Raw genomic sequence first — 22,275 nt, 5'->3', positions numbered from 1 at the left:
AGGCTTGGAGGTCAGAAAGACAGTCTTTGTCTCCGTTTTGGCGTACCGTTTCAGAACTGAAAAGAAGGGGCCGTTGCCTCTTCTGTGTGATGGCTCAAAAGGGAATGTCCGGTCCCGTGGCAAGAATGTTTTCCCACTCCAACACTCTTGTCAGATGCGTGTGAAAGGTGCGCATCCGCTCGGATTTGCAATAAGGTTTGGGGACTTCCAGAAAGTCTTTTGCGGCGGTCACATCCGGGCATCTGCCGGGGATGACGGCGCACACAAAATAGGGACCGAACAGGTGAAACGGTCCCGCATCAACGCAGCCGCTTGCATCCTGAAGAGCTTTGACGCAGGCATTATCGAGGTCTGGTGCAGTGACAATTCTGACGGTGGCGAATTGTTCGCCGAGGGGACAAAAGCCGTCATATCTGACGGTCATTGCTGCCACAATGAGGGTGTAGGTTTGCATCCTTTGGGGTCCTTATCTAGCCAGCAGGGAAAGTCGGAAGGGGCTGATGCCCCTTCCTCGTGGCGGTTCAGGGCACTTCATCGGGTTCCGGGCTCTGGATGCAGGCGCGCTGAATGAAATCGATTAAGGTGCCGAAAAAGTCTTTCATGATGCGTTCTTTGGTGAAGTCTTCCGGGACGGCTACAATCCGCTTGTAATCTGCGCATGAGGGACATCTCACGGTCATGAACCTTTCCAGATAGACCGGTCCCATAAGTTGATTGGGTCCCCAATTGCAGACCAGTTTTGCTTGCGTGAGTGCTTCACGACAGGCGTCGTAAGCTCTGGGTGCGCATATGCTGTAGTTGACGCTGAAAGACTCGCCGAGGGGATAAGTGCTGTCGGCCCTGATCGTCATGGCGGAAACGGTGATCGTATAAATCAGCATTGTCTAGCTCCTCATGTTTCAGCCGGTGTCATACTTTCTTCCTTTCCGGCTTGACCCTCTGGCCAGCGCCGAGCGGCCCTAAAACCAAACAGAGGAGCGCGGCCGACAGGCCGCACCTTGCCGGGCCGTTCGTTCATTTTGCGTGCGCGTCAAACGGAATTTCGGAGGGTCCGCGCGTCAGCGTGGAGACCGTCATTACGCTTGACGGAAAGCACGCCAAATGAAGTAAGCTGGTTGGTGAGGGGCAACGCGGGGAAGGCTGTGCCTTCCCGTCATGAAGCAAATAAAGAGCGGACAGGGACGTCTCGCGTTCCTGGTAGCCCCATTATCCCGAGAGGCCGAAGGCCACCGTCCTGATTGACTGAGATGCTGCGACCAAAAAAGGGGCCGAAGCCCCTTAGTGATCCTGTGCAAGTGGGTCGTCTTCCGGCGCAATCTCGTCGCGGGACAGGGTGTCGATTTCCTGGTCTTCGTCGTCAAACAGATTTTCGGGAAACATCTGCTCGAAAGTGTTGCGCGGGATGTGCACGATAAAGTCCATGAGAACCTCCTCTGGTTTGAAACCTCAAGGCCCCCTGCCTGACGGGCGTCGATCAGACTGTCCGGGACGCGCGAGCGCCGCGCCAGCGGGCGGCGGCGGGCCAATTTTCCTGTTAGGAAAATCAGGACCGGCGGCGATCCTTGACGGTCTTCCATCGGCGTCTGTTAGGCTGGGGGATTGAGGGAGAAGGCCAACTGGACATTGTCCTGGCCGCGTGCGGCACGAGGATCGTCACCCGTATGGGCGGAGACCCGTTCCGGGGCTCCGTGGAGCTTGGCGGCAGGACCGCCTAGCGCAATAGAGCCGGTCCCTTTAGGGACGTGCCCGTCAGGGCCTCGCAGGGCCTTTTCAATATCACCAGCGGGGGTTTTTGAGGAAGGGTCTGGATACCAGGAGCACGGTTGCGGGCAGGAAGGCCATGGCCGGGATGGCGGCGGCCAGGCGGACACCATCGGGGTGCAGATTCTGAAGGATACCCAACAGGCTGATGGTGGCGAATAGGCCGAGATTGAGGATAACGGACAGACTGACAAGGCCGAATTGGACTGTACGGGAAAACTGTGTGAGGCGTACCCGCATGATGTCCAGTCCGGCCTTGGTGAGGGGGCTGCTGCTGAGCAGGGTCAGCGTGGCCAGACAGGTGAAGAGGGTGGGGATGATCAGGTCCGCCAGGGCGTGCATGACGAGGGGCAGGTACAGGGCTGTGGTAACGAAACCGCCTGATTTGAGCGCCGTGGTGATGGAGGGACGGAAAAAGCTTACCATGGGACAGAGATAGGGAGTGGCGGCCCGGAAAAAAAGACTGCCACGGCTCTATCCATCGGTTTGGGCCCAAAGGCGAGCATGAAAGAAGGCCCGGCGCGGGGGAGGGCGCCGGGCCTTTGGACGGGCACCGCCTTGGCGGTGCCCGGCGGGGGCTCAGTTCATGATGATGGAAAAGACCCTGTCATCGTCCTGATCGGGCTTTTTGCCCAAATTGGCGAACAGGACGGGCCTACCATTGGTGATCTGCGGATGCTTCAGCGCGATGGACACATGCTCTTTGCCGGAGCTTTTGCCGATGCGGCGGCTGGCCGATCCGATTTCCACACCACGGCTGTAAACCAGCATCTCAGGGGCGTTTTCACGTTCGCTGATGCAGGGTACGAACTCGATTTCGCCCTGATAGGTCAGCAGCTTCAGAACGCCTCGGAAATTCTTCTCACCGGTTTGCTCTACATATCCGACTTCACTCGCCATTTTTCGTCTCCTCGTTATGCCGGGGACCTATTCCCTCGACGCGAACAGTCGGGCTGCGGCCTGTCCGGCAGTCACCGAGCGCCCTGGCAAGACGGGCGCCGGCCTTTTGGCCGGCGCACCGCAAAGGCGTGAGGAGAGCAGCCAAGATGTGTTTATTTCGGGCGGGACGCCTAGACGGGTCGCGGTGGCGGCAGGGATCAGGCGCGCAAGCGCGCTGTCCCGCCGGTGGCGCGGGAACCCGCTTGGCGGGGCGTCATAGAAAAAAACACATCTTGGCTGTTGGCTGCGGGAGGACAGGCCGTGGCACGCTCGCGGCGAAGATGGGAATGGAGGCCAGGTCATGACAGGAGACACGGAGCGGCTGGACGGGGATGTGCGGCGGCGGGGAATGAAGGGATATGCGGCCTGAGGGCTGGCGTTCAGAAGGAGACGCAATGAGAGCTTAATGGGCGGAAAGCCCCGATCTGTGGCGGCTGTAACCGAGCAGCAACGGATGGCTGAGCGTGCGGCCGTTGCCGACCTCCATTGTCTTCACCTGCTCGGCGCGGTGGTTGGTGAGGCCGTATTGCAGGTTGATGCCAGCGAGTGGGGCCGGAAGCCGGCGCAGATAGGCCGCCGGTGCGCCCACGAGACTCGCAAGTTGGCCGAAGCTCCAATGGGTCGGCGCGACCGGCTCTTCGGTGTCTGGCAGGACGAGCGCGAGCCGCTCTGGATCGTCGCAATGGGCTTCGACGCGGATCGCCGCGCTCTCGACCGTACGCGTCTTGCTCCGTTCGGCGCGGCCTTTCACAGAGGCGTAGAGGTCCGACAATGAGAGGTACTTCTCGTCGTCAGGCCGCGAAAACCATTCGGACGACACGCGGCCTTCATGGCCGCTGCGGGACATATCCACCTTGTAGCCGCCGCTCTCGGGGCGGCCGTTCATGATCTCGATTGCAGTCATGGCTGATCTCCATGACGGGCGTCCCGAGAGCCTTTCTCTCGACCTCCAAACCCGTCACGGCGACGGCCGCAGGCCTCTCACTCTTGGGCTTGCCTGTTCGGCCTTCCGGCGCTTGTCGTCTCTGGCCACGCTCCCAGGCTGCGGTCCATTCATTCCCAAATATCGGCCTATTGACTTCCAATTGGCCGGATACAATAGTTCCAAATTGCCGAGGATTCGGAGATCGCATGTTTCAACGCTTTTTAGAACGACAGGCCGAAGAAGCGCTTTCCGACACACCTGTGGTCTTGATTGTCGGACCGCATCGGGTCGGCAAAACCACCTTGGTGAGAAAGATGCAGGAGGAAGGTCGGGACTATATTACACTCGACGATCAGACCGTCCTAGAAGCAGCCCAGTCTGATCCTGCCGGTTTCATTCGAGGCCTGGACCGAGCCATCATCGACGAGATCCAGCGTGCGCCCGATCTGCTGCTCGCCATCAAAAAGACCGTCGATGACGATTATCGTCCTGGCCGGTTTCTTCTCACGGGCTCGGCGAACGTCCTGACCCTTCCCAAAATAGCTGACAGCCTTGCGGGCAGGATGGAGACGCTGCAGATGCTGCCCCTGGCGCGGGCAGAAATCGAAGGCTGTCAACCAAGCTTTCTTGAACGTCTTTACGAAAGAAAGCTTCAAGCCCAGCCGGACGCCATCGTCGGCGACGATCTGGTCGATGTCGTCCTGTTCGGCGGTTTTCCTGAGACTATCGCCCGGCCGAGCGAACGACGCCGACAGGACTGGGCGCGCTCCTATCTGACGTCGATCCTGACGCGCGATCTTCGCGACATCGCGGATGTGGAAAAGCTTACAGAGCTTCCGAAATTCGTGCGTCTCTTGGCCGAACATTCTGGGCAACTGGTCAACTGCTCTCAGCTAGGTGCCGGCATCAATGTTAGTCACAAGACGGGGCAGCGCTATGTCGGGCTGCTCGAGCAGGTATTTCTGATCGCAACCCTGCATCCCTGGTTCACCAATGCGCTGAAGCGCATCGTCAAGACGCCAAAGCTGCATTTCATCGACTCTGGTTTGCTGGCCAGCGTTCGGGGCCTTACCGCCGAGAGAATAGAGGCCGATAGAGGAACGTTCGGTGCGCTTCTCGAGAGCTTTGTGTTCTCGGAAGTCTTGAAGCTCATGGCGGCATCGGACCTGAAGATGACGCCGTATCATTTTAGAGATCGTGATGCGCGTGAGGTGGATGTCGTCCTGGAACGCGACGATGGTAAGATCGCTGCGATCAAGGTCAAGGCGAGCGCCACAGTTAAATCGGGGGATTTCAGAGGCCTACGGGCGCTCGCTAAGGCGTGCGGCGACCGGTTTGCATGCGGTGCCGTTCTCTATGACGGTCAAGACGTTGTGCCCTTCGGTGATGGGCTGGTGGCCGCGCCGATTTCCACTCTATGGAGGTGAACTCAATAGAAAAATCCTACAATGAAGTGGTGGTGCCAAATAACTATGGGTTCCGCAACTCTCAATCAAAAGTATACACATCGATCACTCCTGCTATGAAAAAATAGACGGTGGCAAGAAATGGCTTTTGATGCGAAGTCAGATATTTAGGGGATGAAATCAAGATGAAGGCATTTGATTTCGATGGCCATCTCATCAGCGCGTATGAGCGGTTTTCACGTTCTTTTACAGTGATACGCGCGGATGATCTAAGAAACGAAATCGATGCGCAGTATGATGCTGGACGGTTTTGGCCTGATGCGCTGCTGTCTCTTAACCCGAGCTATCGCTCCGACCGGAACGTCGATGAGCTTGTTGCCTCCGGGGACCTTGATGAAGGCACAGGGCGAGTGTTCAGGTTCGGCGACGTTCCGATGACCTTCTATCGGCATCAGGCCGAAGCCATCGCCAAGGCGAAAGCAGGCAAAAGTTTCGTTGTTACAACCGGCACAGGATCTGGCAAATCCATGTGCTTCTTTGTGCCGGTGGTGGACGCGATTATTCGGGCTTTGCGATCAGGAAAGCCAAGAAACACGAGAGCGATCATCGTTTATCCGATGAACGCTCTGGCAAATAGCCAATTAAAGGAGATCGAGAAGTTCATCAGCCAGTCGGGCATTCCGGACGACATCCGTCCGGTGATCAAGCGATATACCGGACAGGAAAGTCAGGAGGAGCGCCAGAAGATCGCCGCCAGTCCTCCAGATATTCTGCTTACCAACTACATGATGGCAGAACTGCTGCTGACACGGCAGGACCAGCTGGACGCCCAAGTGGTCGAGAACGCAAGCGGTCTGGAATTCATAATCCTAGATGAGCTTCACACCTACAGAGGACGCCAAGGTGCAGACGTTGCTGTTCTCGTGCGGCGTCTTCGCGACCGGTGCGCTCCAGACAAGCCCCCTGTTTGCATCGGCACTTCCGCGACTATGGCGTCTGAAGGGTCAGAAGAAAGTCGGGCCGTTGCTGTTGCAAGGGTCGCCTCTCGGTTGTTTGGCGCTGAGATTGGTCCGGATGCAGTCATCGATGAGTCCCTTCAGCGCGCAACCGACGACAAAATCACCCTAGCGGATGCTGTCGCTTCGCTGTCAACGGTGCTGGGGGACGGCCTTCCCGAAACACTAGATGACGCCACGCTAAGAACGCATCCGCTTGCGGTTTGGGCCGAACTTGCGCTCGGACTGGATGATGGCCTTGAGCTCAAAAGGCAAAAGCCAATTCCCTTTATGGACGCCGTTGAACGCCTCGTGGCAGACAGTGGAGTGGATTCTGAAAAGTGCAGGACTGTGCTGCAGGAGTTTCTGACCAGGGTTAGCCTGCCGGAATTCGAGAGGGGCGGAAGCGGTGACCGAGCCTTTCTCGCGTTCAAACTTCACCGCTTCATCTCGGGCGCAGGTGAAGTTTTCACCACCCTGACGAAACAGCCCCGAACGGTTCTGTTTGAGGGGCAGCTCGAAGACCCCAGTGCACCAGGCAATCGCCTTTACCCAACACGTTTCTGCAGGAATTGCGGTCACGAGTATCATGTCGTGACGAAATCGGATGAGGACGGACATACAAGATTTCTTCCGCGGGGAATCGACGATACGCCACTTGAGTCAGAAGACGGATCAGAAGTTGCGGGCTATCTCTGCCCCGTGCCGGATAGCGACGCCGATTTTATATTCGATGGCGATCTGACCACATATCCAGAAAGCTGGCTTGAAGAACACAATGGCGTGGAGCGACTGCGATCTTATCGAAGGCCGCGCGCTCCAGTGTCATTTCTTGTGGAGTCAGACGGGCGTCACGGTTCAGGTGGCCGGGAGTTCTTTTTTGTACCCGGGAAATTCGCGTTCTGCCTGTGCTGTCAGGACGAACCCAATCAAGGCATGCGGGAGCGAAGCAAACTTGCAGGCTTGTCCGGTGAAGGCCGAAGTTCGGCGACGACACTGTTGGTCTCAAGCGCCCTTGAATGGATGAATTCGGCCAAGAGTGGCGTTCCGGAGACAAAAAGAAAGCTTCTTGGCTTTACGGACAACCGTCAGGACGCTGCGCTGCAGTCTGGTCATTTCAACGACTTTCTTTTTGTCAGTCTTCTGCGCGGCGCGATATTGCGGGCGATACTTGATGATGGTGATGATGGCCTCAGCGAGGATGAATTTGGTCTGAGGGTCGTCAAAGCGCTTGGCTTTGTCTCTTCCAATTCGGGCGCTCGGGTTCATTGGATGCTGGACCCGTCCGCAGGCGCGGTTATTCGCGAGGATGCGCAGCGCGCGCTAGCCAAAGTGCTTGCTCATCGGGTCTGGACAGATCTTCGCCGCGGTTGGCGTTACACCAACCCCAGCCTCTCAGTCCTTAACCTGATCGACGTGCGGTTTGCCGGTCTGGAGGAAATCGCCAACGACCGCGAACGGATGATGACGGTGCTTCCGGAGTTGGGAGATGTGTCAGCCGACCAACGACAGAAGCTCCTGAAAGAACTGCTCAACGCAATGCTCGCTGGTCTCGCCGTGAACACAGAGTCTCTCGACCTCGCCGTCCTCGACGGTGTGGCCCAGAAATCCCGATCACTGCTTCGCTCACCCTGGGCAATCGACAGCAAGGAGAAGCCGCGTGGGCGGTCCTCGCTGGTACAGCGCGCTCCCGGCAAGGGCGTTGTCAGCCTACGCGAGGAGCAAACGCTCCTCCGTGCAGGACACAATTCTCGTATCGCCAGACTGATCAACAAGAAGAGCGTTATCGGAACAAAACTTGGCAAGAACGACTATCTGGATTTCCTCGGACGTCTTCTCGAACTTCTGTCCGATGAAGGCCTCGTTGTTCCCGTCGAGATCGACACCAATGTCATGGGCTGGCGGCTCACACCGTCGGCTGTCCGACTTGTGCCCGGTGCCGCACTCCAGGACGCGGCTGCGCGGGGAAACGAGTATTTCCATAACCTGTATCTCACCATTGCGAGCGATCTCGCCTTGGGGAGGAGCGCCTATTGGGGGCTGGAAGGCCGGGAACACACCGCGCAAGTATCTCAAAAGCAACGCGAATGGCGCGAATGGCGCTTCCGGTTCGAGAACGACGACCAGACCAACCTGCAGGGTTCTGACTACAGGACTGAGATAAAGGCCACAGGTGAGTCAGACCAGTTCCTGCCGGCGCTCTTTTGTTCTCCGACAATGGAGCTTGGTGTTGATATCTCAGCACTGAACGCCGTTTACCTCCGCAACGTGCCGCCAACCCCAGCCAACTATGCGCAGCGCGCGGGACGTGCCGGGCGCTCGGGTCAGGCTGCCGTGGTGGTCGCCTATTGCGCCTCAGGGTCACCACACGATCAGTATTTCTTCGAGCGCCGCAACGATATGGTCGCGGGCGTTGTGAGGCCACCTGCGCTCGACATTACAAATGAAGAGCTCGTTCGCTCTCATCTTCATGCTGTCTGGCTCGCAGAATCGAAGCTCGCCCTGTCCCCGGACATTCCAGAAACACTTGATCTTCAGACGGAGAATTTCCCGCTCAAAGAGGACATACTGAATGAGATAAGCAAACCATCACTCGTCTCGACGGCCATGGGGCCAATGAAACGGGTCCTAAAGGCGATTCTTGCAGCTGATGGCGGCGTGCTGCCAACTTGGATGGACAATGCCGATGATTTCGTCCTCAGGGTGGCCATGGAGGCACCGAAGTCGTTTGATCAGGCGTTTGGCCGATGGCGGGAACTCTATAAGTCGGCACGCAGTCAACTTTCCGAGGCCAATGCGCGATCAGAGATTACGGGACTCTCTGGAGCTGACCGGCGGAAGATCAAGTCTGCGCAAATTCAGGCCAGTGATCAGATTACCATCCTCGAGCAAGGCAAAGCATCGAATGGTTCGGATTTCTACTCCTATCGGTATCTGGCAACCGAGGGCTTTTTGCCGGGGTATAATTTTCCGCGTCTGCCACTCTACGCCTTTATTCCGGGTGAAGACAAAACCGGGTCATTTTTGTCGCGCGCCCGGTTTCTCGCCATTTCCGAGTTTGGCCCACGGAGTCTAATTTATCATGAGGGCCGCGCCTACCGCGTGATGAAAGCGAAGCTCCCTCCTGAGGCGCGGGGCGGGGACGGTACAGAACTCGCGACAAAGGATATCTTCATCTGTCAGGAGTGCGGCGCTTGCCATGAAGGTGAGGTCGAGCGTTGCCATGGCTGCAATGCGCATATGGCGAGCGAAGTGCCGATCAAACGGACTCTTCGGATCGATAATGTAGAGGCGATGCCGACCGAGCGCATTTCGGCAAATGACGAAGAGCGTGTGCGGCAGGGCTTTGACATTCAAACGGTCTTCTCATGGCCGCGCAAGGAGGGACAAATTCAGGTCACCGAGGCCGACTATCGGTGTGGAGACGCAAGTCTGCTGGCGCTTCAGTATGCTAACAGCGCTGAAATCAGTCGGTTGAACAAAGGCCTGAAACGTCGTCGCGACCAAACCGTCTTTGGCTTCTACATTGATCCCCGAACCGGATACTGGGCCAAGTCCGAAGATGAAGACGCGGAAACAGACGCAGCACCAGACGTTGTAAAGCCAGTCCGCATTGTGCCGATTGTCCGTGATCACAAGAATGCACTTCTCGTCCGGATCAAAGAGCCACAAGCCTATGCACCTGAAACGATCACTACACTACAGCATGCCCTGCTCAGGGGTATCGAAGTCGTCTACCAGCTGGAGGAAGGTGAAGTGCTGGGCGAGCCTCTACCGGCTCGCGATAATCGCCGGGCGATTTTGGCGTATGAGGCTACCGAGGGCGGCGCAGGCGTCCTGACCCGTCTGATCGATGACCCCAAAGCGATTGCTGAGGTGGCGAGGACAGCGTTGGAGCTGATGCACTTCGAGAACATTGAGAAGGCGATTAGCGATGGCGATGCGACATTGCTCACGGTCGCTGACGATGAAGCGTGCGTCAGAGGCTGTTATCGGTGCCTGCTCTCATATTTTAATCAGCCCGATCATGAACAGATCGACCGGGCGAGCGATGAAGTGAAACAGTTGCTTGTGGATCTCGCTCGCGGCGAGACAGTTATCCAGGAAAAGACAAAACCAGATGCGGCGACGTATCTCTGGATGAGCGCTTTCGCGGCCGCCAACTTGCCGGAACCAGATGCGCTGCATTTTGAAATCGGAGAAGCGTCGATCGAATATGGCTGGAAAACACATCGCGTCGCGGCGACCTTGAAGCCTCTCACCGATGCGCTGGCCGAACAGGCTCAAGCCCAGGGGTGGGAGCTGGTATCTCTGCCCTCAAGTCCGAGTGAGGGACTTCCGTCAGAGCTGGTTGAATTGCTGGGAGGCGGCGCATGAGGGTCAATGTCTCGCCAGGCGATCTCGTGCGTGCGCGAGGACGGGAGTGGGTCGCACTGCCGCCACCAGACGGAGATGTGTTGGCGCTTCGCCCTTTGTCCGGCAACGAAAACGACGTGGTGCTGCTGAACCCTGACCTCGAGCTAACGACGGTTGAACCGGCCCGCTTTGACTTGCCTGTAGACGCTACGCCCACTGTGCAAGCCAAGGCCGCCCTTTTGAGCGATGCATTGAGGCTTAGCTTACGTCGCGGAGCAGGCCCGTTCAGATCGGCTGCTCATCTGTCTTTCGAGCCTCGCACCTATCAGCTCGTCCCTTTGCTTATGGCCCTGAGGCTGCAGGTTCCGCGGCTGCTGATCGCTGATGATGTGGGGATAGGAAAAACCATCGAAGCTGGATTGATCCTCCGGGAGTTTATGGATCGGGGCGAGGTGGATTCGTTCTCCGTGCTCTGTCCACCGCATCTGGTGGATCAGTGGCTCATTGAACTCAAGGATCGGTTCGGGATCGATGCGGTTCCGGTGACCTCGGGAACAGCGACACGGCTCGAACGCAATCTGCCTCTGGCGCAAACACTCTTTGACGCCTTTCCCTTTACGGTCGTCAGTCTCGACTACATCAAGGCGGAGAAGCGGCGGGACGGGTTTGCAAGGGCCTGTCCTGACTTTGTCATCGTCGATGAAGCTCACGCCTGCGTAGGAACCCATAAGGGTAAGCAGCAGCGCTTTGATCTCCTTCGGGGGCTAGCAAAGGACGCCAATCGTCGCCTGATCATGCTGACCGCCACGCCGCATTCGGGCGATGAAGAGGCTTTCGCGCGGCTCCTGTCACTGATTGATGAGGAGTTCGCGAGCGCAAACTTCGACAATACTCGCTATCGGGAGCGTCTCGCACGGCATTTTGTTCAGCGCAGACGTGTGGACTTGATTGAAGGGGATTGGGACGAGACGCGGTCCTTTCCAAAACATCAGACGACGGAATTTTCCTATCGGCTGACGGGACCGCATCTCGATTTCCAAGAGGCGGTCATCGACTATTGTCTGGGAGTCGTCTCGCGCGCCGGCAACCAAAGACGGGATCAAAGATTAGCGTTCTGGGGAACACTTGCGCTGATGCGCTGCGTTGGGTCCTCACCGGCCGCAGCGCTCAGTGCACTGAGAAACCGCGCCAGCAATGAGAGTGAACGTCTGGAGCCTCAGATTTTTGATGAGGACGGCGATGAGGAAGACGCTGTCGATCTGGAGCCTGGAACTGTTTTTTACGCTGATCCTGAGTTGCTCGCGTTGATGGATCGCGCGTCAAGCCTTGCTTCGGAACCGGACCCCAAGATCGATGCACTCGTGAGCGCGTTGAAGCCTCTGATCAAAAGCGGTACGAATCCAGTCGTATTCTGCCGTTACCTGGCCACCGCAGAATATGTGAAGGATCGGCTTCGCAAAGCGTTTGGCAAACTCACCGTGGAGGCCGTGACTGGTGAGCTGACACCGGATGAGCGGCGTGACCGTGTCGCCGAAATGGCGTCTGAAGATTCGCAGAAGGACGCTCAGCGGATTCTTGTGGCTACTGATTGCCTCTCCGAGGGTATCAATCTCCAGCAACTCTTTGACACAGTGGTTCACTACGATCTTTCGTGGAACCCAACACGCCATCAGCAGCGAGAGGGCCGCGTTGACCGCTTTGGTCAGCCCACTGAACTCGTCCGCTCGATCATGATGTTCTCGCCGGACAGCGCCATTGACGGCGCTGTTCTGGACGTCATCCTGCGAAAAGCGGAAGAAATCCGAAAAGCGACCGGAGTCACGGTTCCCCTCCCTGAAGAGCGTGGAGCCGTTACAGATGCATTGATGGCGTCGATGATGCTGCGCCGAGGTGGCCAGCAACAGCTTGCGCTCGACCTACGTCTGGAAGACGGCATGCGCGCCATCGAAGCGCGATGGCGCGATGCCAGCGAGAATGAAAAGAAATCGCGCGCGCGATTTGCCCAGAATGCCATGAAGCCCGGTGAAGTCGCTCCAGAATGGAACAAGGTGAAAGACTTGCTTGGTTCACCGGATGACGCGCGGATGTTTGTTGACCGGGCCATGTCGAAATTCGGTGTACCGCTCGAGAAAAAGGGCACTGTCCATCTCGCGCATGTGCATGCCCTGGAGCCAAGTCTGAAAGAAAAACTGGATCAGCGGGGGCTAAGGGACTCGGTGAGGCTTGCCACCGCCGAACCTGCGCCTTCAGGAACAAGTCTTCTGACGCGAACCCATCCCCTGACGTCCTCGCTGGCGGAAAGCCTCCTTGAAGCCTCCCTTGAGCCAGAGTCACTGCCCGATCTTGGGATTGGCCGTGTCGGCGCCTGGCCAACGCCAGCAGTCTCCGTGCTGACGCGCATTGCCTTGCTTCGTCTGCGATACAAGCTGACCATTCATGCCAGAAAAGAAAGACTGCTCCTCGCTGAAGAAGCTGCGCTTGTTGCCCTACAGGGCGATGAGATCGTTGCATCCGGAAACGCAGTTCGGGAGTGGCTCGGCACACCGGCAACAGCGGACCTAGCTGACATTGCACGCAAGAGGCTATCCGATGCGGCCAAAGCCGATTTGCCGATGATGCTTGCGGGTCCACTGGCCGACTTTATCAGGCAGCGTGCGGACGAACTAGCCGAAGACCATGCCCGCCTGCGCGCCGCTGCAGGGTCCGCCTCCAGGGTCAGCGTCGAACCGGTGCTGCCGCCGGATGTCATCGGGCTCTTCGTTCTGATACCGGACGGAGCCTGAGGATGGCCCGCCGTCCTGTCACAGACCTCTCCGCCTGGCCGTCGATCACTCTCGAAGGAAATCTGATCGCGCCCGCAATGCTGGCGCGGATCGATGAACGTACTGCGCCCGAACAGAACCCGGAGGATTATGGCGTCCGCAAGGGACTGACGCTTCGCGAAGACATCTCCAGCGCCTTCCGGGTCGGCCAATCGCATTTTGATGCGTTCAGCAAGCTGAGCAATCCCTCTGCCGACGCCACGCGCCGCTTCATCAAGGCCTTCCTGAAGGAAACGTTCGCATTTGATGATGTCGAAGAAGGCGAAGGTCTGATCGCTCTATTTGCAGGCGGCAAACGCATTCCCGTCATTGTCGTGCCGCCGGATGAAGAGCGCCTCGACCGGCGCAGCCCGACACTCTCCGTTGAGCGCTCGCGCTCGCCTGCCTTTGCGCTGCAGGATTACCTCAACGAAGGGGATGACGCGCTCTGGGGCCTCGCGACCAATGGCATGGTCATTCGCCTCATGCGGGACAATGCCTCTCTCACGCGCCTGGCGTTCATCGAGGCCGACCTTGCCCAAATGTTCTCGAATGAGGACGCCGCTTCCTTCGGTTTGCTCTGGTTGCTGATTCACCGCAGCCGCTTTGGCAATGCAGGTGCCCCCGCCACAGACTGCGCGCTGGAACGCTGGCGGGAGACCGGGACGAAGGAAGGCGAAGTCGCCCGTGACCGGCTCGCGGCGCAGGTCAAACTCGCACTCAACGTTCTTGGATCGGGCTTCCTCGAGGCCAATCCCAACCTCGCGAAGGAACTCAGCGCCGGCGAGCGGAATCTTACGGAATGGTTCAACGAACTGCTGCGTCTCGTCTACCGGCTGATCTTCCTGATGGTCGCTGAGGACAGAAACCTTCTGCACTCCAAGGGTTCCCGTGCGGAGGCGCGCAAGCTCTACGCGGACGGTTACAGCCTCGCCCATCTTCGCGCCCAGTGTTTTCGCGGGGCGACCTGGGACCGCCACCATGACCGCTATGAGGGAATAAAGATCGTCTTCCGTTCTCTGGCTGGCGGACAGGAAGCACTGGCGCTGCCCGCGCTTGGCGGGCTCTTTGCGCCGAACATGTTGCCGAACCTCGAAACAGCGAGGCTGCGCAACCGCGCCTTCATGGAAGCGCTTTACCGCCTCTCATGGCTTAAGGGGAAAACCGGTATGTCGCCAGTCAACTGGCGCGCCATGGAGACCGAGGAATTGGGGTCGGTCTATGAATCCCTGCTCGAACTCCAGCCCCAACTGGGTGATGACGGTAAGTCGCTGGTCTTCGCGTCCGATGCCGCCGAGCAGAAGGGCAATCAGCGCAAGACCACGGGTTCCTACTACACGCCCGACAGTCTCGTTCAGGCGCTGCTCGACACGGCGCTCGATCCTGTCCTCGACAAGACCGAAGCCGAGGCGGACGATCCAGAAGCTGCGCTGCTGAACCTCGCCGTCATCGACCCAGCCTGTGGGTCTGGACACTTCCTCCTCGCGGCCGCTCGCCGGATTGCAACGCGCGTCGCCCGCATCCGAGCGGATGGCACGCCGGCGCAGGAAGATTTTCGTCATGCCCTGCGCGATGTGGCGCGATCCTGCATTCACGGCGTCGACCGCAATCCGATGGCGGTGGAGCTGACGAAGGTCGCGCTCTGGATCGAGACTGTCGATCCCGGCCTGCCGCTTGGCTTCTTCGATGCGCAGATCCGCTGCGGGGACGCACTGCTCGGCGTTTTTGATCTTGCCGTTCTCGAAGAGGGTATTCCCGATGCGGCTTACAAGCCGTTGACCGGTGATGAAAAGGACGTCGCCAAATACTACCGCGAGAAGAACAAGCGCGAGGTGAAAGAGCGGGAGAAAATCGCCAGCGGCTTTGGCTTCAACCGCCAGCAGGATTTCATGCGCGAGTTCGTGCGCCTTCGCGCCATGCCGGAGAACACCGTCCGGCAGATCGAAGCGAAAGCAGAAAAGCTACGTGCCCTGACGGCGGAGGGGGCGGCCGCTTGGACGCTGGAGACGGCCTGTGATCTCTATATCTCGGCTTTCCTCCTGCCAAAGACGAAAGACGACTCTCATGCCGGGCCGGACGGCCTGCCGCGCCGGGGTGCGGAGACGGTGCCCACTTCTGGTGCGGTCTGGGAATGGCTGCGGGGTGTGCAACTTTTCGGCCCGCTGTTCGGCGACGCCATCGACGCCGCCCGTAAGGCCCGCGCCTTCCACTGGCCGCTGGAGTTCCCGGGCATTATGCAGCGCGGCGGGTTCGATGTGGTGCTTGGCAATCCGCCATGGGAGCGTGTGAAACTACAGGAGCAGGAATTCTTTGCTCTGAAGGATCAGGACATCGCCACGGCGAGGAATGCTGCTGCGCGAAAGAGATTGATTGGACAGCTGGATGAAACGAATCCTCTGCTCGCCAGAGAATGGCAGGAGGCATTGCGAAGCGCCGCAGTCGAAAGCCACTTCATGCGAGAATCTGGTCGCTTTCCTCGCGGAGGCGTGGGAGATGTGAACACCTACGCGGTGTTCACTGATTTGGCATGGCAAGCACTACACGCGTCTGGGCGCGCAGGTTTGATTATTCCGAACGGGCTTGTTGTAGGTTTCACTTACAGAGAGTTTTTACGACAGTTGCTTTCGCAGAAGGCACTTGTCTCTTTCTACGGCTTCGAGAACGAAGACAGGATTTTCAAGGACGTACATAATGAAACGAAGTTCGGCCTACTGACCATTGGGGGAAAGGACGTAAGGATCGAGCAGCCGTGGTTTACAGCGCACATCCGCCAGCCCGCAGAAATCGCCGATCCTGAGAAGCGCTATGCCTTGACCGTCGATGAAATTCGAGCAATCAATCCGAACACGCTCAATCTGCCCGCCTTTCGCTGGACCACAGACGCCAAAGTCACTGCCGCGATTCATACCGCAGCACCGATCCTCATCGAGAAGGATGGGAATACTGTTGTTCGAAATGATTGGCGTCTCACATTCCGGACCATGTTCCACATGGCGGGGGATTCCGGGCTGTTCAGAGACCATGAGGACATCGCGCCACTGATTGAAGATCGCCATGGCGCGCTCGCAGTGCTTACCGATGGAAGGCAAGTCTATCCTCTCTATGAGGGGAAAATGTTCTGGCATTTCGATCACCGCTACGGGACCTATGAAAACCAAACTCAGAAGCAGGCAAATAAGGGCGTGCTTCCAAGAGTGACCACAGAACAGCATGCGGATCCGCTCTACCAGATTCAGCCGAGATACTGGGTGGACGCTACCCTCACTGAGACGGCCCTTTCGGGTGATGCGGCGCACAATTGGTTTTTCACTTGGCGAGATCTCGGACCGTCTGAGAGAAGTTTGGTGGGAACAATTATTCCCAAGACGGCAGCTGGGCATAAGGCCCCCTTAATGATCTGCGATCATCCGGTCGAGGAACGCATTGTTCTCGCGTCGGTACTCAGCAGCCTCGTCACTGACTATGGAGTGCGCCAGAAAACGAATGCAATGACCTTCTTCGTGATGGAGCAGGCAGCGGTTTTGGACCGAGCTACGCTTTCGGAATCCATCTCGTGGCTGGGTGATTCAGTGAGCAATTGGATTTTGCCTCGCGCCTTCGAACTATTCTACACGAACTATGAGCTTTTAGCATTGTGTGGTGAGCTTGGTCGCGATCACCCACCATTCGTATGGAATGAAGACCGCAGAGCAGCCATCCAAGCCGAAGTCGATGCAGTGATGCTGCACATATATGGGCTCAATAGAGATCAAGCAGATTGGGTTTTAGATTCCTTCACCGTTCTCCGAAAATACGAGGAGCGTGATCACGGTGAATTCCGTACAAAACGTCTCGTGCTTGAAGCCTACGATGCAATGGCAAATGCCAAAGCCGAAGGTGTAGTCTACCAGACGCCGCTATCACCGCCGCCTGCCGATATCAGCCTTTGTCATGACGCGGATGAATCCCGAAAGCCTTCGGCCGCCCAACCCATCCAACTCCCGCCGCTCGAACAACTGTCCGATGCGATCTGGGCTCGGGCAGCGCCGTCACCGCAGCATGATCCGACCGCTGCGCTTGCGGCTATTTTGAAATCGCTTGATGAGCCAACAGAGATCCGCACTATCCGTCTCGCCGCCGTGATGATGCTTGAGCCGCATTTACTAACGTCGCTACTTGCCGGTCAGGATCAGCAAGACTGGCGGCGGCTGGTAGGCCAGGAGGCTGAACCTCATACTGGCAATGTCGTAGGCTTTGCCGTGCGCACGACGCCAGGATGGAATGCAGCGATCACGAACCATCGCGGGAATGGCCGACTGATCGAAGATCTGGCTCAAGGAACCTGGGCTCCTGGAACAGGCCTTGACGCTTTCGACACAGCGGGCTGGCCAGAGGGACGGGCTAGATTCGCGCTCACCGTATTACGAAATCTCGACATCGATACGACCATAGAGGCAGCACCCGAAGAAATTCGGGACTGGATCGGCAATGTCGCAACAGGATGACCTCTTCCCGGTTCCGCCTTTGAGCGTAGAGGTACCGCAAGGCCTCAAAGAGCCTCGACTCTGGGTGCGTCGGCTGAAGATATGGGAGGCACCGGGTGGTGAGGTTATCCGCGACATAGAGCTTCGGCCGGGCCTTAACGTCGTTTGGTCTCCGGACGGAGACGATGATCCAAACAGCGACGTGCGCGCGATCGGCCACGGCAGCGGCAAGACGCTGTTCTGCCGCCTACTGAGATATTGCCTCGGCGAGGCCCGTTTTGCTGACGAGGTGCAGCGGGATGCGATCTCGACGACCTTGTTGAACGGATTCGTCGGCGCCGAAGTGATCCTGGACGGAGCTTGTTGGGCGGTCGTGCGGCCTCTTGGCGCCCAACGCAAGCATTTCGCAATCAAGGGCGGCGATCTCGATGCCGTCGCGACGATGGAAGGTGCGGCAACCGGCATTGAGCCGCTCATCGACGCCATAGACGCCGCAATACTTGGTGAAGGCACGGCACAGTTGGCGAGATTGTCACCAGACCAACACGCCTGGCCTATTGCGCTCGCCTGGGCGTCTCGCGATCAGGAATGCCGCTTCGATGACGTGCTGGATTGGCGCGCGCCCGCATCGGGGTCCGACGCGCCGCAGCCGGCAAGCGGGGATGCGAAAGGGCCGCGCCTTCTTGCGATGCGCGCCTTTCTCATGGCGATCACCGAGGAGGAGCAGGCCGCTCGGCGCCAGGAACAGGAGATCTCAGGCCAATTGGACGAGGCGAGACGGCAGCGCTCATTTCTTGAGTGGGATCAGACCCGCCGCGTTGATGGGCTCGTACGCGATCTTGGCCTGAGCGATACATCACTGCCGGAGATGCCTCTTCTTCTCGACTCTTTGAAGTCTTCGGCGGAGCAGAAGCTCGCGGCCGCCGCCAAGTTGCCTGCCGGCAATCCTTCCGAACTATCCGAGGCACGGAGCTCACTTCAGGCGGCAAGAGCGACGCTGCGCGAAGCGGAACTCAAAGTAACAGGTCTTGAGGTGAAACTGCCGCTGGAAGAAAAGATCCTCAGTCAACTGAGCAGCGAAATTCCAGGGCTGTCTGCAGCCGTACAAACAGCCGCAAGTCCAATCTGTCCGATCTGCGAAGTCCCGCTCGACGCAGCCTTGGCTGAAGGTTGCAAGCTGTCCCATCGGCTTCCCGACGCTGCGCAATGTCGGGCGCGGTGGGATGCCAAGCGGCAAGAGGTTGAGGCTCAAGAGCAAGTTGTCTCCGGCGTGCGAACCGAGATGGAAAGTACAAAACCTGAGATAGCGCTCGCCATCCAAAATGTTCAGCAAGCAGAAGAACGCGTGCGCCGGCTAGAAGAGGCGGCAGACGCCCGCAATACGACTTGGCGAGCCGCGACCCGCAGTGTCGAAGACGCACAACGTTGCGCAGAACTTGTCGATGAACTTGCTACCGCGAAGACGACGATTAGCTCCGCCGATGGTAAGCTGCAGCGTGTGCGGGAGCAGCTGCGCGGCTTTGAGGACAAGCAGGCGCAGACCATTGGTGCGATTTCGCAGAAGTTCTCAGCAATTGTTCGCCGTTTTCTTGGTGGTGATGCCAAAGGCGCAATCCGTTTAACCGGCAAGGGTCTTGAAATCAGTGTTGAAGCCGGTGGAGACCGGCGGACGGCAGCAATTGAGTCATTGAAAGTGCTCGCCTTCGATCTCTCTTGCCTATGCCTAAGCATTGAGGGGCGGACGCGCATTCCTGCGTTTCTGATCCACGACAGTCCGCGTGAAGCAGACTTGGGTCAAACGATCTACTATGAGTATTTCCAGCTTCTGAAACAGCTAGAGGAAGAGCTTGCGGGTGCTGTTTTTCAGTACGTCGTAACGACCACGACGAAACCGCCGCAAGAACTCAATCGTGAACCCTGGCGTCGGGTGGTGCTGCGGGGCGCGCCCGGCTCGGAGCGCCTTCTGCGGCGCGACCTGTGACATTGTGAGAAAATGATCGAAAGCCCACAATCCTTCATCGTCTCAACCGAATGCCAGAAGGCGGCCGAGCGGCACGGCTTTCGGCGTCGGCTTGAAGAGGACAACGGATGGGCGGCGTTTCAGTCAACGACAGCGCAGGGAACAATTTGGCTAGCCTCAGGAGGGGCGTCAGGTCCTTGGTTCCTGGCGCTTGACCATGGCGGTGTGATCGAGGAGATCCGCCTGAATCTCGTGTCGGTCGACGGTCCGGGCCTCGCTCGTTTCCAATTTGAGGATCTTCGCGAGCTATACGAGGTTCTTCCGCAGGTTTACGGGCTGGCGGCGAGTTTGCCGGATAGGCCGCTGCGCACCTTTCAGACAAAAGTCAGGGGCCTTCCACGCTCGACAGAGGCGGAGCGCCTGGTTGTTCAGCGCATCGGACAGAACATCTTTCGAGAGAGCCTAATGGACTACTGGCAAGGCCGTTGTCCCTTGACGGGAATAACGGACCCCGCACTGCTTCGCGCTTCACACATCGTTCCCTGGAGCGAATGCGAAAGCGATGCAGATCGACTTGACGTCCACAACGGCCTGTTGCTGTCGGCCCTCTGGGATGCCGCATTTGACCGAGGGCTTGTAACGTTTGGAGACGATGGAACGCCGGAGTTTTCTCCCAACCTTAGTGAGCGTGGACGTGATGAACTGCGATGGCATTCGCAAATTCCGCTTACAGATGACCACCGATCGAGACTGGCGCAACACCGTGCGCGAATTAAGGCCACGTCTTAAATCGCCACTGCCTCGTCGTTGGGTTCACGCCTCTCTGCTTGCGCCAAGAAACGATCCAAGGCCTGTGTTCTAGATGTTCGATCCAACGCATAGGCGGTTTGCTTGAACTCGTTTCCTTCGAGCAATCCATGTATGTAACCGGCGACTGTGTCGGCTGCCATGACGAGTACGCTATCGAGGGAGTGGATATACTTGCTCGTGATCGAGTGGGGGGCATGGCCGAGCAACGTTGCGATCATGCTCTCGGTAAATCCGAGATCGTTCGCGATGCTGGTGGAGCTGTGTCTCAAAACGTGCGCGGTGAGATCCGAAAGCTCGGAGTCACCGAACACCTTCCGCCATTGCCTTGGAAGTCCGCCGCAGGTGTCCGCGCTGCGCGTGCCGGGAAAGACGAAATCGCTCGTCGCTGGTCTCGCGGAGCGTTTCCAGCAATTCGATGGCTGGTAGCCCAATCGGTCGGACCGAAGCGCTCTCTTTGGAGTCTTCCAAACGCAGGCAGCTGTTCTCAAAATCCACTTCGCTCCATTTCAGCAAGATGACCTCGCCACGTCGGCAGCCTGTTAGAGCCAAGAGGCGGGTGATGCCGATGGTCCACGCGAGATCGGCGTCTTCTTCCGCTTTGCTCAGCATGCGCCCAAGTTCGCGAAATTCGTCCTCGCTCAGCCTGCGATCTCGCACTTGATCCTTGGGCTTCCTTATCCCGTGAGCGACATTGTGTTCGATGATCCCCATGCTGATGGCATAAGTGAGCATCGAGCCGGTGAGACCTACACATTTGCTGGCGGTGCCTCGGCCGCCGCGCAGGATGGATTTGCCGCGCTTCTTCGTTTTCTTTACCGCCTTCGTCTTCCCGGCGATAATGTCGTTCATCATTTTCGTCACATCGGCCTTGGTCAGGTCCTGGACACGGCGTTGTCCTATGAGGGGTATGATGTGGCCACGCAGCTGGCCTTTGTTCACGTAGATCGTCGATGGTCGCTTGGGGCATCCACCTTTTCCAAGAACAAGGCCAGCGTCCATCGCTTCGATATAGCGCTCCGCAAGCTCACCGACCGTCATCGCGTTGCGGTCCGCCTGCCTGGCTTCGGCCGGATTCTCCCTTGTGCGATCTTACCAAGCTGGACCTTGGCTTCCTTCCGTGCCGTGTCCGGCGTCCAGATGCCATGAAGACCGATACTGTAACGGCGTGATCGACCGGCAGCCCGGTATTGAACGAGATAACTGCGCTTTCCTGAGGGATAGACACGAAGGCCGAAGCCGGGCAGTTCGTCGTCCCAGATGACGTAATCTTTTTCTCGGACCTCGGCCGCGTCCACGACGCGCTTGGTGAGTTTTGGCATGAGAAGTCGCACCTTTCCGGCCGGTTCCGCGTAAGCAGTAGGGCGGAAATCGCGACCTGTGTTCGGATAGAGACTTCGGTGGAGCGCTTTAGAAAAACAATGTGTTTCAACGCTTTATCGCATAAAGACGTGCTCTATCGCATGTTTCGGATAGGTGCTATTAGATCCTCCGAAGGCAGAGGCCAGAGGTTCGAATCCCCTCGGGCGCGGCGGATTTCATCGCGAACCTGTTCTGTTAGGTAAACGGTTGCCGCGTCATGCTCCTGTGATGCGAAAACATCATTCAGTGCATCAAGATCATCTTTTGTGAAATGAAAGAAGTTGAGGAAGATATTCGTATCTATAAAAATGTGCATCAGCGAGCTTCCATGTAAGGCCCCATGCCTTACACGAGGGATGCGAGGCAATGTAGAGCTTCGTCTTATAGACCCGACACCGACCTACGACGTTGAGAAGATTGGCTTGGCAACAATCTACAGCCAAGTGTTGTCAGCCATATCACTGAGCGGCAATCAAAAGAACACTTAACTCCATTACCTG

At 57.9% G+C, this 22,275-nt stretch carries 11 protein-coding genes and 2 pseudogenes; 6 read left to right on the top strand and 7 right to left on the bottom strand.

The features are described 5' to 3' along the window. Positions 1 to 94 precede the first annotated feature (94 nt). The 6 genes and pseudogenes from BXY39_RS08260 to BXY39_RS08240 all read right to left on the bottom strand — a co-directional run. Positions 95 to 454: a hypothetical protein gene (locus tag BXY39_RS08260; protein ID WP_147453514.1), complete on the bottom strand. Its 360-nt coding sequence runs from the start codon at positions 452 to 454 to the stop codon at positions 95 to 97. Positions 455 to 521: 67 nt separating this feature from the next. Next, positions 522 to 881 (bottom strand): hypothetical protein, encoded by a 360-nt coding sequence (locus tag BXY39_RS08255; RefSeq protein ID WP_121938341.1) that lies wholly within the window; start codon positions 879 to 881, stop codon positions 522 to 524. A gap of 397 nt (positions 882 to 1,278) precedes the next feature. Beyond that, entirely contained in the window at positions 1,279 to 1,422 is a 144-nt protein-coding gene (locus BXY39_RS19310; RefSeq protein WP_170163705.1) for a hypothetical protein, read from the bottom strand. Between the two features lie 354 nt (positions 1,423 to 1,776). Further along, positions 1,777 to 2,187: a hypothetical protein gene (locus BXY39_RS08250; RefSeq protein WP_121938340.1), complete on the bottom strand. Its 411-nt coding sequence runs from the start codon at positions 2,185 to 2,187 to the stop codon at positions 1,777 to 1,779. A 153-nt stretch (positions 2,188 to 2,340) separates the two neighbouring features. Beyond that, positions 2,341 to 2,661, bottom strand: a complete 321-nt coding sequence (locus BXY39_RS08245; protein ID WP_121938339.1) for a DUF736 family protein — start codon at positions 2,659 to 2,661, stop codon at positions 2,341 to 2,343. Positions 2,662 to 3,163: 502 nt separating this feature from the next. After that, positions 3,164 to 3,604: pseudogene (locus BXY39_RS08240) on the bottom strand (DUF932 domain-containing protein); the annotation flags it as partial. 227 nt (positions 3,605 to 3,831) lie between these two features. On the opposite strand from BXY39_RS08240, the gene BXY39_RS08235 reads away from it, so the two are divergent. The 6 genes from BXY39_RS08235 (at position 3,832) to BXY39_RS08210 (ending at position 20,395) form a co-directional block, all read left to right on the top strand. Then, positions 3,832 to 5,052, top strand: a complete 1,221-nt coding sequence (locus tag BXY39_RS08235) for an ATP-binding protein (protein WP_121938338.1) — start codon at positions 3,832 to 3,834, stop codon at positions 5,050 to 5,052. A gap of 164 nt (positions 5,053 to 5,216) precedes the next feature. Beyond that, positions 5,217 to 10,403 (top strand): DEAD/DEAH box helicase, encoded by a 5,187-nt coding sequence (locus BXY39_RS08230; protein ID WP_121938337.1) that lies wholly within the window; start codon positions 5,217 to 5,219, stop codon positions 10,401 to 10,403. Beyond that, on the top strand, positions 10,400 to 13,165 hold the full coding sequence (locus BXY39_RS08225) for a DEAD/DEAH box helicase (protein WP_121938336.1): 2,766 nt from the start codon (positions 10,400 to 10,402) through the stop codon (positions 13,163 to 13,165). The genes BXY39_RS08230 and BXY39_RS08225 overlap by 4 nt, the downstream gene beginning before the upstream one ends. 2 nt (positions 13,166 to 13,167) lie before the next feature. Then, complete coding sequence (locus BXY39_RS08220; protein ID WP_121938335.1) at positions 13,168 to 17,667, top strand: Eco57I restriction-modification methylase domain-containing protein; 4,500 nt, start codon at positions 13,168 to 13,170, stop codon at positions 17,665 to 17,667. Continuing rightward, the gene (locus BXY39_RS08215) at positions 17,651 to 19,627 is read left to right on the top strand and encodes a chromosome segregation protein SMC (RefSeq protein ID WP_121938334.1); all 1,977 of its coding nucleotides are present in this window, start codon (positions 17,651 to 17,653) and stop codon (positions 19,625 to 19,627) included. The genes BXY39_RS08220 and BXY39_RS08215 overlap by 17 nt, the downstream gene beginning before the upstream one ends. Before the next feature lie 12 nt (positions 19,628 to 19,639). Then, positions 19,640 to 20,395 (top strand): HNH endonuclease, encoded by a 756-nt coding sequence (locus BXY39_RS08210; protein WP_121938333.1) that lies wholly within the window; start codon positions 19,640 to 19,642, stop codon positions 20,393 to 20,395. On the opposite strand, the pseudogene BXY39_RS20000 reads toward BXY39_RS08210, so the two are convergent. Then, positions 20,392 to 21,735: pseudogene (locus BXY39_RS20000) on the bottom strand (tyrosine-type recombinase/integrase). The gene BXY39_RS08210 and the pseudogene BXY39_RS20000 overlap by 4 nt on opposite strands. Positions 21,736 to 22,275 lie beyond the last annotated feature (540 nt).

Origin of the sequence: Eilatimonas milleporae, assembly GCF_003688555.1 — a bacterium.
GTDB lineage: Bacteria > Pseudomonadota > Alphaproteobacteria > Sphingomonadales > Kordiimonadaceae > Eilatimonas > Eilatimonas milleporae.
The sequence above is the reverse complement of the archived record's forward strand: the minus strand, read 5'-3'. Positions and strand labels throughout refer to the sequence as shown.